Genomic DNA, 12,099 nt, shown 5'->3' with positions numbered 1-12,099 from the left:
AAGGAGCCCCGCTGATGACCGAAGCCATGACCCTTAACCAGCGCATCGTCCTGGTATCCCGCCCGCAGGGTGCGCCCGTGCCGGAAAACTTCCGCCTGGAGCGCGTAGCGCTGCCAGACCTCGCAGACGGCCAGGTTCTGCTCAAGACCCTGTTCCTGTCCCTTGACCCCTACATGCGTGGGCGCATGAGTGACGCGCCGTCCTACGCCGCGCCGGTAGAAATCGGCGAGGTGATGACTGGCGGTGCTGTGAGCCGCATCGAGCAGTCGCGCAACCCCAAGTTCGAGGTGGGCGACCTGGTGGTCGGCGCCACCGGCTGGCAAAGCCATAGCATCAGCGACGGACGCAACCTGATGCCGGTGCCCAAGGGCCTGCCGAGCCCGTCCATGGCCCTGGGTGTGCTGGGCATGCCCGGCATGACGGCCTACATGGGCCTGATGGATATCGGCCAACCCAAGGCCGGGGAAACCCTGGTGGTGGCGGCGGCCTCCGGTGCGGTGGGCTCGGTGGTCGGCCAGGTGGCCAAGCTCAAGGGCCTGCGGGTGGTCGGCGTGGCCGGCGGTGCGGACAAGTGCCGTTATGTGGTGGAGGAGCTGGGGTTTGACGCGTGCATCGACCACAAGAGCGCGGACTTTGCCGAAGAGCTGGCCCAGGCCTGCGACAAAGGGGTGGATATCTATTATGAAAACGTCGGCGGCAAGGTCTTCGACGCTGTGCTGCCCTTGCTCAATCCCAAGGCACGGATCCCCCTGTGTGGCCTGATTGCCGGCTACAACGCCCATGAGGCGCCCACCGGCCCTGATCGCCTGCCAGCGCTGCAACGCACCCTGTTGACCAAGCGCGTGCGTATCCAGGGGTTTATCGTGTTCGACGACTATGGCGACCGCCACCCGGAATTTATCAGCGCCATGGCGCCCTGGGTGCGGGACGGCAAGGTCAAGTTCCGCGAAGACGTGGTCGATGGTCTGGAGCAGGCTCCCGAGGCCTTTATCGGCCTGTTGGAAGGGCGCAACTTCGGCAAGTTGGTCGTGCGTATTTGACGCTTATCCGAGGCGCGGGTATAAACCGCGTCTCGTTGTTTTGTCGGACCTTTGCCCCATGAGCTTCAGCCCTCTGATTCGTCAACTGATCGACGCCCTGCGCACCTTGCCGGGCGTGGGCCAGAAAACCGCCCAGCGCATGGCGCTGCAACTGCTGGAGCGTGACCGCAGCGGTGGCTCGCGACTGGCCCAGGCCTTGAGCCAGGCCATGGACGGTGTGGGCCATTGCCGCCAGTGCCGCACCCTCACCGAAGAAGAACTGTGCCCGCAATGCGCCGACCCCCGTCGCGACGATACGCTGCTGTGCGTGGTCGAAGGGCCGATGGACGTCTACGCGGTGGAGCAGACCGGCTATCGCGGGCGCTACTTCGTGCTCAAGGGCCACCTGTCGCCGCTCGACGGCCTGGGGCCGGAGGCCATTGGTATCCCGCAGTTGGTGGCGCGCATTGAAGGGCAGGGCACCTTTACCGAGGTGATTCTGGCCACCAACCCGACGGTGGAAGGGGAAGCCACGGCGCATTACATCGCCCAACTGCTGACCAACAAAGGCTTGATCACCTCGCGCATCGCCCATGGCGTGCCGTTGGGTGGCGAGCTGGAACTGGTGGACGGCGGCACCCTGGCGCACTCGTTTGCCGGGCGTAAACCTATCGCGCTCTAAGCCCAATATCCTCTGGCACGCTGGCTTGTGTGGGAGCTGGCTTGCCTGCGATGGCATCGCCTCGGTCCTCCTGATACACCGCAGTGCCTGCATCGCAGGCAAGCCCGCTCCTACATGGGTTCTGCGTTCGGCTTGATAACCAAGCAAGCGCTTGGTAAGTTCGCTCCATCTCTGCATGGAGCTTGCCGATGTCTGCCTACCAGGAATATTTCGACCCCAGTCACCAATTGGTCCGCGACAGCGTGCGCCGTTTTGTCGAGCGCGAGATTCTGCCGGGCATCGAGCAATGGGAGGAGGCCGAACACTTCCCCCGCGAGCTGTACCTCAAGGCCGGCGCGGCGGGGATTCTCGGCATTGGCTACCCTGAAGCCCTGGGCGGCAGCCATGAGGGCGACCTGTTCGCCAAGGTCGCCGCCAGCGAAGAGCTGATGCGTTGTGGCTCCGGTGGTGTAGTGGCGGGGCTGGGCTCGCTGGATATCGGCCTGCCGCCCGTCGTCAAATGGGCGCGCCCCGCAGTGCGCGAGCGCGTGGCCCCGCAGGTGCTGTCCGGTGAGAAGATCATGGCCCTGGCCGTCACCGAGCCCGGTGGCGGCTCCGACGTGGCCAGCCTGCAAACCCGTGCGGTGCGCGATGGCGATTGTTATCGGGTCAGTGGCAGCAAGACTTTTATCACCAGTGGCGCACGCGCCGACTACTACACCGTCGCCGTGCGTACCGGCGGGCCTGGCTTTGCCGGCATCAGCCTGTTATTGATCGAGAAAGACACGCCTGGCTTCACCGTCGGCCAGCCGCTGAAGAAGATGGGCTGGTGGGCGTCGGACACTGCCGAGCTGTTCTTCGATGATTGTCAGGTGCCGGTGGGTAATCTGATCGGCGGCGAAAACATGGGCTTTGCCTGCATCATGGGCAACTTCCAGAGCGAGCGCCTGGCCCTGGCATTAATGGCCAATATGACCGCGCAGATGGCCCTGGAAGAGAGCCTGAAGTGGGCTGCGCAGCGGCAGGCCTTTGGCAAGCCGATTGGCAAGTTCCAGGTGCTCAAGCACCGCCTGGCGGAGATGGCCACGGCGGTCGAGGTTTCCCGCGAGTTCACTTACCGCCAGGCGGCGAAGATGGCGGCGGGCAAGAGCGTGATCAAGGAGATCTCCATGGCCAAGAACCTGGCCACCGACACCGCCGACCGCGTGACGTATGACGCGGTGCAGATCCTGGGTGGCCTGGGCTATATGCGCGGCAGCCTGGTGGAGCGGCTATACCGCGACAATCGGATTTTGTCGATTGGCGGCGGGACCCGGGAGGTGATGAATGAAATCATCAGTAAGCAGATGGGCTTGTGATTGAGGGGGCTCCCACCTTTGAATGGGTTCGCAAATCAAAATGTGGGCTTGCCCGCGATGAAGCCCACAAGACCCGCGCAAATTACCGCTCAGTCAACCCAAACTGCGTCAAACAGAACGTAGGGATCCCCATATCCTCCAGACGCTGCGAGCCGCCCAACTCCGGCAGGTCAATAATCGCCGCCGCCTCAAAAATCCGCGCGCCCATGCGCCGCGTCAGGTTTGCTGCAGCAATCAAGGTGCCACCGGTGGCGATCAAGTCATCGAACATCAACACCGAATCCCCTTCACACAGGCTGTCGGCGTGCACTTCGAGGAAGGCTTCGCCATATTCGGTCTGATAGCCCTCGGACAGCACGTCCGCTGGCAGCTTGCCTTGCTTGCGGAACAGGATCAGCGGCTTGTTCAGTTGGTAGGCAATCACCGAACCGATCAAAAAGCCTCGGGCGTCCATCGCGCCGATATGGCTGAACTCGGCTTCGACGTAGCGGTGGATAAAGGTGTCGGCCACCAGGCGCATGGCCTTGGGCGACTGGAACAGCGGCGTGATATCACGAAAGATCACCCCAGGCTTGGGGAAGTCGATGACGGGGCGAATCAGGGATTTGATGTCGAAGGCGTCGAAAGTCATCGTCGGGAGTCCTGGGCGCAAAGACCCAGCAGTATACCTGCGGCCTCGCCGGTTGGCTTGGCCACAAGTGTCGCGCCCCTCGTGCGCCGATCAGCCGTCGAGGGAGCCGCCGGCCAGCGCGCAGAGCTGGATCGGGTCGAGGATGTGCACTTCCTTGCCCTCGGCGGCAATCAGTTCATTCTGCTGGAAGCGCGTGAACACCCGGGACACGGTTTCTACCGCCAGGCCCAGGTAATTGCCGATTTCGTTGCGCGACATGCTCAGGCGGAACTGATTGGCCGAGAAACCACGGGCGCGGAAGCGCGCCGACAGGTTGACCAGGAAGGTGGCAATCCGTTCGTCGGCGGTTTTCTTCGACAGCAACAGCATCATTTGCTGGTCGTCCCGGATTTCCCGGCTCATCACTCGCATCAACTGGCGGCGCAACTGCGGCAATTGCAGGGCCAGTTCATCCAGGCGTTCGAAGGGAATCTCGCACACCGACGTGGTTTCCAGGGCCTGGGCCGACACCGGGTGGATCTCGGTGTCCATGCCCGATAGGCCGACCAGCTCGCTGGGCAGGTGGAAACCGGTGATTTGCTCTTCGCCACTATCGCTCAGGCTGAACGTCTTCAAGGCGCCCGAGCGTACTGCATAGACGGAATCGAACTTGTCGCCCTGGCGAAACAGAAACTCGCCTTTCTTCAGTGGGCGACCACGTTTAACGATTTCGTCCAGCGCATCCATGTCTTCCAGATTCAGCGAAAGTGGCAAGCAGAGGGGAGCCAGGCTGCAATCCTTGCAGTGAGCCTGGCTATGAGCGCGCAGTTTAACTGGCTCGGACATTTCTTAAATCCTTGTGGGAAAACACACATAAGACGTAAGGGTACCGCACTGAGGGACTATCAAGCCAGCCTGTACAAAAAACCGGCAGAGATATAAAGATTTTTACCCGGTGGCCGATGAACTGCTAACGACCAAGAGCTTGGAGGCTCACGATATGCTTTCCATCGACGGCAATCTTCCGTCCCGCACCACTGTGCCGACGCTGCTTGAACCGAAAAAAACCAGCACCGTGGGCGCCGGTACCGAATCAACGGCGCTGGGTGAAACCCAGCCTGCCGAAGGCGTGAGCGTGACCTTTTCCGGTGCGTCGCTGAAGGCTGCCAGCGCCGAGAAGACGGCCAACGATGATATCGAAGAAAGCGGGCTGGACGAGAACGTGCAGAAACTGCTGAAAATGATTCGCCAGTTGAAGCAGCAGATCGCGGAAAAGATGGCAGAGATGTCGGCGATCATGTCCGACAAGCGCCTCAGCCCGGAGCAGGTCCTGGCGAAACTGAGCGGCGTGCAATCGGCGCTGGGCGGCTTGCAAGCCTCGCTGACCGGCGCCTATGCGTCGTTGAGCGAAGCGATGAAGAACCTGAGCGCCGAAGACGCGGTGAAGGCCGCCTCGTTGATGGCCAAGTAACCCGGCTCAGATCACCCGTGAAAAGCGCTGCCTATTCTGTTGCTCCAGATAGGCATCGAACACCATGCACACCGAGCGCACCAACAGGCGCCCGGCTGGCAGCACCCGGATTCCCTTGGCGTTGAGTTCGATCAGGCCGTCTCCGGCCATTACTTCGAGTTGCGGCCAGAGCTCGGCGAAATAACCGCGAAAATCCACGGTGAAGGCCTGCTCGATGCTGTCGAAGTCCAGGCTGAAGTGACAGATCAGCTGTTGGATCACCGCCCCTCGTAAACGATCGTCCGCCTTGCACAGCAGGCCGCGACTGGTGGCCAGTTGCGCGCCGGCCAGGGCATTCTGGTAATGACTCAGGTCGCTGCTGTTCTGGCAGTACAAGTCACCAATCTGACTGATGGCCGAAACGCCGAGCCCGATCAAATCGCAGTGACCGTGGGTGGTGTAGCCCTGGAAATTGCGTTGCAGGGTGCCCTCTTCCTGGGCGATGGCCAGTTCGTCGTCGGGCAGGGCGAAGTGGTCCATGCCGATGTAGGTGTAGCCGGCGGCCGTCAACTGTTCGATGGTTTCCTGCAGCATCTGCAACTTGACGGCGGGGGCCGGCAGGTCTTCGCTGTTGATCCGCCGCTGGGGCAGGAAGCGTTCCGGCAGGTGGGCATAGTTGAATACGGACAGGCGGTCGGGTTGCAGGCTGATGACTTCGGCCACGGTGTGGGCGAAATGCTCGGGGGTCTGCTTGGGCAGGCCGTAGATCAGGTCAATGTTGATCGAGCGAAACTGCAGGGTGCGCGCGGCATCAATCACCGCGCGGGTCTCTTCCAGGCTTTGCAGGCGATTGACCGCCCGTTGCACCTCGGGGTCCAGGTCCTGCACGCCGATGCTCACACGGTTAAAGCCCAGTTCACGCAACAGGCCCATGGTGGCCCAGTCGGCTTCCCGTGGGTCGATCTCAATGCCGTAGTCGCCGGAATCGTCATCCAGCAGGTTGAAGTGTTGGCGCAGTTGCGCCATCAGTTGGCGCAATTCGTCGTGGCTGAGAAAGGTCGGGGTGCCGCCGCCAAAATGCAGCTGTTGCACCTGTTGGTGGGGGTCCAGGTGGCAGGCCACCAGTTGAATCTCTTGCTCCAGGCGCTGCAGGTAGGCCTGGGCGCGACCGCGGTCCTTGGTAATGACTTTGTTGCAGGCGCAGTAGTAGCAGATGTTCGCGCAGAACGGCACGTGCACATACAGCGACAGCGGGCGCACGGCCTTGCGGCTGTCGCGCAGGGCGTGCAGCAGGTCAAAGGTGCCGACCTGGCTGGTGAATTGTACGGCGGTGGGGTAGGAGGTGTAGCGCGGTCCTGCCAGGTCGTAGCGATGAATCAGATCAGTGTCCCAACGAATGGCGTCGAGCATGCGGGCGTTCCCCGGATTGGCTAGTGGGCCGAGTCTAGGGGCATGGCTGGGCGGTCATCTTGATTTGTATCAACGGGGAGCGGCGCTATGCCACATGGCCTTTTAGTGGCCCATCAGCCAGTGCTGATGGGGCCCGGGTAGGGTCCAGATACCGAACACAATCACCAGCAGGCCGCCGGCCATGCGCACACTGCGCTTGCGTAACAGCGCGGTGACGCGCTCCGCCGCCAGCCCGGTGGCGAGCAGTACCGGCCAGGTGCCGAGGCCAAAAGCGAGCATCAGCAACCCGCTGTCCACGGCGTTGCCCTGGCTGGCCGCCCACAACAAGGTGCTGTAGACCAGGCCGCACGGCAACCAGCCCCACAGCGCGCCCAGCAGCAGGGCGCGGGGCAGGCTGGACACCGGTAGCAAACGGTTGGCAAACGGCTGGATATGCCGCCACAGGCCGCGCCCGAGGCTTTCGATACGGGTCAGGCCGCTCCACCAGCCGGCCAGGTACAAGCCCATGCTGATCAGTAGCAGGCCGGCCAGGATGCGCATGAACATCGCCGCAGGGCTGTTGGCCACGGCCCAGCCGGCCAGGCCGATCAATACGCCGGCGGCGGCATAGCTGAGGATGCGTCCCAGGTTGTACGCCAGCAGCAGGCGAAACCGCCGGCTGCGCTGTTCCGGGGGATGGCCAGGGTCAATGCGCCCATCAGGCCACCGCACATCCCCAGGCAATGGCCGCCGCCCAGCAGACCGAGGATCAGCGCGGAAACCAGCAGCGGCGCGAGGTCAAGCATGGGGCGGCGCCGGCTCGTCAGGCTTGGCCGGTGGCTGCGGGTGGCTGCTGGCCTCGTCGACAGCGGCCAGGTGCTTGGGATCCTGGTCGTCGAACAGCACGCTGTGGGCCGGCCCGTCGAGGTCGTCATACTGGCCGCTGTCCACCGCCCAGAAGAAGATGTAGATGGCGATGGCGACGATCAGCAGCGCCGCAGGAATCATTACGTAAAGAGCTGGCATCGCTACTCCATGCCCGCGCGGCTCAAGCCGGCAGCGGACGGGGCTGTGGGGTGGTGCTCGCGGCACTGGCGCGCGGCAGGCGCGTCAGGCGCAGGGCGTTGAGCACCACGGTCAACGAACTGAGGGACATGCCGATCGCGGCCCAGATCGGCGTGATCCAACCGAGGGCGGCGAACGGCAACATCAGGCCATTGTACAGCCCGGCCCACAGCAGGTTTTCAATGATTACCCGGCGCGTACGCCGCGCCAGGCTGAACGCTTGCACCAGGGCATCCAGGCGGTTGGACAGCAGCACCGCGTCGGCGCTGGTTTTTGCCAGGTCAGTGGCCGAGCCCATGGCCACGCTGATATCCGCCGCGGCCAATACCGGCACGTCATTCACGCCGTCACCGAGCATCAACACCTTGCGGCCTTCCTTGTGCAACTGTTGCAGCACTTGCAGCTTGTCATCCGGGCGCAGGCCGCCACGGGCTTCATCAATCCCCAATTCGGCGGCGACGCTGGCGACCATCGGCGAGCTGTCGCCCGATAGCAGCAAGGTGCGCCAGCCCCGCGCCTTGCACGCGGCCAGCAGTGCCGGCGCATCGCTGCGCAGGCGATCATCCAGGACAAACCAGGCCAGGGCGCCGCCAGTATCGCCCAGCAGCAGCCATTGGCCAGCGTCTTGCGGCGAATCGGGTATCGCGCAGCCGCTTAATTCACAGACGAAACCGGGCTGGCCGATCCGCAGCAGGCGTTCACCGACCCGACCTTCGAGCCCCAGGCCGGGGTGCTGAGCACTTCATCAGCCGCCAGCGGGGCGCGGCCGAAGGCCCGGGCAATCGGGTGTTCGGAGCGGTTTTCGAGGGCGGCGGCCAGGGCCAGGGCCAAGTCGCTGCTTATGCTGCCCAGTGGCCGGATGGCGCGCAGAGCCAGGCGGCCCTCGGTGAGGGTGCCGGTCTTGTCGAAAATCACTGTGTCGATCTGGTTCAAGCCTTCCAGCACATGGCCTCGGGTCAGCAACAGGCCGAGTTTGTGCAGGGTGCCGGTGGCGGCAGTCAAGGCGGTGGGGGTTGCCAGGGACAAGGCGCATGGGCAAGTCGCCACCAGCATTGCCAGGACAATCCAGAACGCCCGCGAGGGGTCCAGTTCCCACCACAGCAGGCCAATCACGGCGGCGGCGATCAGCGAGCAAAGCAGGAACCATTGCGCGGCGCGGTCGGCGATCTCAGCCAGGCGTGGCTTTTCGGCCTGGGCCCGCTCCAGCAGGCGCACGATGGCCGACAAGCGGGTGTCATGGCCCAGGGCGCGCACTTCCACGGTCAGCGCGCCTTCGACGTTGAGAGTGCCGGCGGTGACGCTATCGCCGGCTTGTCGCGGTTGTGGCAGGTATTCGCCGGTGAGCAGGGATTCATCAATGCTCGACTGGCCCTCCAGGATCACCCCGTCAGCCGGCAGGATCGCACCCGGATGCACCAGCACCCGGTCGCCCAGGGCCAATTCGGTGAGCAGGATGCGTTCGCTCTGGCCATCGCCTTTGAGGCGCAGGCACGAGGCCGGCAGCAGGTTGACCAGTTGGGCAGTGGCGGCGGCGGTGCGTTCTCGGGCGCGGCGCTCCAGGTAGCGCCCGGCCAGCAGGAACAGGGCGAACATGCCTACGGCATCGAAATACAACTCGCCCACCCCCGTGATGGCGGTCCAGATGCCCGCCAGGTAAGCGCCGCCAATGGCCAATGACACCGAGACATCCATGGTCAGGTGGCGGGTGCGCAGGTCGCGCATGGCGCCCTTGAAAAACGGTGCGCAGCTGTAGAACACAATGGGGGTGGTCAGAAACAGCGCGACCCAGCGCAGGATCACGTGCAGCTCGGGGCTCAGGTCGATATTGAATTCCGGCCAGGTGGCCATGGTCGCCATCATCGCCTGGAACCACAGCAAGCCGGCGACCCCGAGTTGGCGCAGGGCCAGGCGGTTTTCGCTGGCCAGTTGTTCGGCGGCGCGGTCGGCCTGATACGGGTGAGCGGCGTAGCCAATCTGGCGCAGCTCGCTGAGCACCTGGCTCAACGGCAATTGCGCGTCGGTCCAGCGCACATGCAGGCGATGGTTGGACAGGTTCAGCCGCGCCTCGGCCACGGCGGGCAGGCTGCGCAGGTGTTTTTCGATCAACCAGCCACAGGCGGCGCAACTGATGCCTTCCATCAACAGGGTGGCTTCGGCCAGGTCGCCGTCGTGGCGCACGAAGGGCTTTTGCACATCGGCGCGGTCGTACAGCGCCAATTCGTCGACCAGTTGCACCGGCAAGGCTTCGGGGTTGGCCGAGGCTTCACTGCGGTGCTGGTAGTAGCTTTCCAGGCCGCCCGCGACAATTGCCTCGGCCACCGCCTGGCAACCCGGGCAGCAGAGCTCGCGGGGCTCGCCGAGGATCACCGCGGTGAAGCGGCTGCCGGGCGGGACGGGGAGGGCGCAGTGGTAGCAGGGGGTTGGGGTGGTCATGGCTTTGGATCTGTGTGGGCAGGGAGGGCCTCATCGCGGGCAAGCCCGCTCCCTCTGTAGGAGCAGGCTTGTCCGCGATGCGCGAAGCGCAGGCTTTCAGTTCTTCAGGTCTTCAGCACCCTGCAACGGCTCGTCACCCAGCTTCAGGTCCGTGCCATGGCTGACCTGTTCCTCTTCAAACATACGCCAGGTACGGTCGCCTTCGACCCCCAGCAGCTCGACGAAGCGGCGGCCTTCGACCTTGTCGGTCACCTGGCCGATATAACGCCCCGGCTCGCTCTGGCTGCGGGTGAGCACGACCTTGCGGTCTTTTTCCGGCTGGGTCGGCGAAATCAGGTTCAGTTCCAGAGTGGTCGGCCCGCTGTTGCCCGTGAGGAACAGCTCCACTTCACCGGTCAATTCATCCAGGTGCAGGGTGGCGCGCATTTGCAGGGTCTGGGCCAGCAATTCGCGGTCCAGGGAGCGGTTGATGCCTTTGCCGGCCTCGTAGTAGTTGTCGTTGACCAGGTTGTCCGGGTTGTTCACCGCGATGGTCACCATGGACAAGGTCAACGTCACCGAGCAGGCCAGGATGGCAATGATGATCCAGGGCCAGAGGTGCTTGTACCAGGGGCTTGCGGCAGTTGCTACGGGCATTGTTCTGCTCTCTTTTAACGAATTTGTGGGCCGATGAATCGGCTCTTGGCTTCAACGTGGACGCTGTCATCGTCAGCATCCTTGAGGATGAATTTCACCTCGTTGGTGCTCGATGGCATTTGTTCCGGCGCGCTCGACAGCTCCACCGGCATGGTGAAGATTTCCCCGGCGGCGACCTTGATTTCGCGCTTGCCTTGTAGCTTGAGGTCCGGCAGGCCGCTGGCGTCCAGCACGTAGGTGTGATCGCGCTGGTCCTTGTTCATGATTTTCAGGCTGTAGACGTTCTCGATCCGCCCTTCGGCGTTTTCGCGGTACAGCACGCGGTCCTTGCTGACGTCGAAACCCACCAGCGAGCGCATGAAGAACGCCGTGGCCAGCAGGGTGATCATCGCCAGCAGCACCAGCGCATAGCCGATCAGGCGCGGACGCAACTTGTGGGTCTTTTGCCCCGACAGGTTATGTTCGGTGGTGTAGCTGATCAACCCACGAGGGTAGTCCATCTTGTCCATGATCGTGTCGCAAGCATCGATACAGGCCGCGCAGCCAATGCACTCAATCTGCAGGCCGTCACGGATGTCGATCCCGGTGGGGCAGACCTGTACGCACATGGTGCAGTCGATGCAATCCCCCAGGCCCAGGGCCTTGTAGTCCACGCCTTTCTTGCGCGGGCCTCGGGCTTCGCCGCGACGCGGGTCATAGGAAACGATCAGGGTGTCTTTGTCGAACATCACGCTCTGGAAGCGCGCATACGGACACATGTAGATGCACACTTGCTCACGCAGCCAGCCGGCGTTGCCGTAAGTGGCGAGGGTGAAGAAGCCAACCCAGAAGTACGACCAGCCATCGGCCTGGCCGGTGAAGAACTCGAAGACCAGTTCGCGAATCGGCGAGAAGTAGCCGACAAAGGTCATGCCGGTGACAAAACCGATCAGCAGCCACAGCGTGTGCTTGCTGAGTTTACGCAGGAACTTGTTGGCGCTCATCGGCGCCTTGTCCAGCTTGATCCGCTGGTTGCGGTCGCCTTCGGTGACCTTTTCGCACCACATGTAGATCCAGGTCCACACGCTTTGCGGGCAGGTGTAGCCGCACCAGATACGCCCGGCGTACACGGTGATAAAGAACAGGCCGAACGCCGAGATGATCAGGATGCCCGACAGCAGGATGAAGTCCTGGGGCCAGAATGTCGCACCGAAAATGAAGAACTTGCGCTCTGGCAGGTTCCACCAGACGGCCTGGTGTCCGCCCCAGTTCAGCCATACCGTACCGAAGTACAGCAGGAACAGGCCGGCACCGCCGAGCATCCGCAGATTGCGGAACATCCCGGTGAAGGCTCGAGTGTAGATTTTCTCCCGCGAGGCGTAGAGATCGACAGTGTTGCTGGTTTTTTTGGCAGGCGGGGTAACGTCGTGTACCGGAATCTGATCGCTCATCATTGCATCCCACGGCAGTGGAGATTTGCCTCGGCCAGTACGTGCCAA

At 63.1% G+C, this 12,099-nt stretch carries 10 protein-coding genes and 2 pseudogenes; 4 read left to right on the top strand and 8 right to left on the bottom strand.

The window, feature by feature from the left end; genetic code table 11:
- Window positions 1-14 precede the first annotated feature (14 nt).
- From K1X80_RS20520 to K1X80_RS20510, 3 genes are all read left to right on the top strand, one after another.
- Complete coding sequence (locus tag K1X80_RS20520; RefSeq protein ID WP_057439499.1) at window positions 15-1,040, top strand: NADP-dependent oxidoreductase; 1,026 nt, start codon at window positions 15-17, stop codon at window positions 1,038-1,040.
- A gap of 58 nt (window positions 1,041-1,098) precedes the next feature.
- Window positions 1,099-1,701 carry a recombination mediator RecR gene (gene recR, locus K1X80_RS20515; RefSeq protein ID WP_057439498.1) on the top strand — a complete coding sequence of 201 codons (603 nt, stop codon included), beginning with the start codon at window positions 1,099-1,101 and terminating at the stop codon, window positions 1,699-1,701.
- A gap of 188 nt (window positions 1,702-1,889) precedes the next feature.
- Entirely contained in the window at window positions 1,890-3,038 is a 1,149-nt protein-coding gene (locus K1X80_RS20510) for an acyl-CoA dehydrogenase family protein (protein WP_057439497.1), read from the top strand.
- Window positions 3,039-3,120: 82 nt separating this feature from the next.
- On the opposite strand, the gene K1X80_RS20505 is transcribed toward K1X80_RS20510, so the two are convergent.
- Together K1X80_RS20505 and fnr are read right to left on the bottom strand one after the other, a co-directional pair.
- Window positions 3,121-3,669 carry an adenine phosphoribosyltransferase gene (locus K1X80_RS20505; protein WP_057439496.1) on the bottom strand — a complete coding sequence of 183 codons (549 nt, stop codon included), beginning with the start codon at window positions 3,667-3,669 and terminating at the stop codon, window positions 3,121-3,123.
- A gap of 90 nt (window positions 3,670-3,759) precedes the next feature.
- Entirely contained in the window at window positions 3,760-4,494 is a 735-nt protein-coding gene (gene fnr / locus K1X80_RS20500; RefSeq protein ID WP_032863348.1) for a fumarate/nitrate reduction transcriptional regulator Fnr, read from the bottom strand.
- Between the two features lie 154 nt (window positions 4,495-4,648).
- On the opposite strand from fnr, the gene K1X80_RS20495 reads away from it, so the two are divergent.
- Window positions 4,649-5,119 (top strand): hypothetical protein, encoded by a 471-nt coding sequence (locus tag K1X80_RS20495; RefSeq protein WP_057960322.1) that lies wholly within the window; start codon window positions 4,649-4,651, stop codon window positions 5,117-5,119.
- 6 nt (window positions 5,120-5,125) lie between these two features.
- On the opposite strand, the gene hemN is transcribed toward K1X80_RS20495, so the two are convergent.
- The 6 genes and pseudogenes from hemN to ccoG form a co-directional block, all read right to left on the bottom strand.
- Entirely contained in the window at window positions 5,126-6,508 is a 1,383-nt protein-coding gene (gene hemN / locus K1X80_RS20490; protein ID WP_057960321.1) for an oxygen-independent coproporphyrinogen III oxidase, read from the bottom strand.
- Window positions 6,509-6,610: 102 nt separating this feature from the next.
- A pseudogene (locus tag K1X80_RS20485) lies at window positions 6,611-7,293 on the bottom strand (sulfite exporter TauE/SafE family protein).
- On the bottom strand, window positions 7,286-7,513 hold the full coding sequence (gene ccoS / locus K1X80_RS20480) for a cbb3-type cytochrome oxidase assembly protein CcoS (protein WP_057960320.1): 228 nt from the start codon (window positions 7,511-7,513) through the stop codon (window positions 7,286-7,288). Before ccoS ends, K1X80_RS20485 begins: the two are co-directional and overlap by 8 nt.
- Before the next feature lie 22 nt (window positions 7,514-7,535).
- A pseudogene (locus K1X80_RS20475) lies at window positions 7,536-9,985 on the bottom strand (heavy metal translocating P-type ATPase).
- A gap of 96 nt (window positions 9,986-10,081) precedes the next feature.
- Window positions 10,082-10,621: a FixH family protein gene (locus tag K1X80_RS20470; RefSeq protein WP_057439490.1), complete on the bottom strand. Its 540-nt coding sequence runs from the start codon at window positions 10,619-10,621 to the stop codon at window positions 10,082-10,084.
- A 14-nt stretch (window positions 10,622-10,635) separates the two neighbouring features.
- Complete coding sequence (gene ccoG, locus K1X80_RS20465) at window positions 10,636-12,051, bottom strand: cytochrome c oxidase accessory protein CcoG (protein ID WP_057960317.1); 1,416 nt, start codon at window positions 12,049-12,051, stop codon at window positions 10,636-10,638.
- Window positions 12,052-12,099 lie beyond the last annotated feature (48 nt).

The organism is Pseudomonas sp. So3.2b (genome assembly GCF_019464415.1).
Taxonomy (GTDB): Bacteria; Pseudomonadota; Gammaproteobacteria; order Pseudomonadales; family Pseudomonadaceae; genus Aquipseudomonas; species Aquipseudomonas shahriarae.
Note: the sequence above shows the minus strand (reverse complement) of the source record. Positions and strands in the feature narration are given on the sequence as shown.

What these genes read in the sequence shown, in the direction of transcription:
- K1X80_RS20520 (WP_057439499.1), top strand. Translation starts at nt 15, where the DNA reads ATGACCGAAGCCATGACCCTTAACCAGCGCATCGTCCTGGTATCCCGC.
- recR (WP_057439498.1), top strand. Translation starts at nt 1,099, where the DNA reads ATGAGCTTCAGCCCTCTGATTCGTCAACTGATCGACGCCCTGCGCACC.
- K1X80_RS20510 (WP_057439497.1), top strand. Translation starts at nt 1,890, where the DNA reads ATGTCTGCCTACCAGGAATATTTCGACCCCAGTCACCAATTGGTCCGC.
- K1X80_RS20505 (WP_057439496.1), bottom strand. Translation starts at nt 3,669, where the DNA reads ATGACTTTCGACGCCTTCGACATCAAATCCCTGATTCGCCCCGTCATC.
- fnr (WP_032863348.1), bottom strand. Translation starts at nt 4,494, where the DNA reads ATGTCCGAGCCAGTTAAACTGCGCGCTCATAGCCAGGCTCACTGCAAG.
- K1X80_RS20495 (WP_057960322.1), top strand. Translation starts at nt 4,649, where the DNA reads ATGCTTTCCATCGACGGCAATCTTCCGTCCCGCACCACTGTGCCGACG.
- hemN (WP_057960321.1), bottom strand. Translation starts at nt 6,508, where the DNA reads ATGCTCGACGCCATTCGTTGGGACACTGATCTGATTCATCGCTACGAC.
- ccoS (WP_057960320.1), bottom strand. Translation starts at nt 7,513, where the DNA reads ATGCCAGCTCTTTACGTAATGATTCCTGCGGCGCTGCTGATCGTCGCC.
- K1X80_RS20470 (WP_057439490.1), bottom strand. Translation starts at nt 10,621, where the DNA reads ATGCCCGTAGCAACTGCCGCAAGCCCCTGGTACAAGCACCTCTGGCCC.
- ccoG (WP_057960317.1), bottom strand. Translation starts at nt 12,051, where the DNA reads ATGAGCGATCAGATTCCGGTACACGACGTTACCCCGCCTGCCAAAAAA.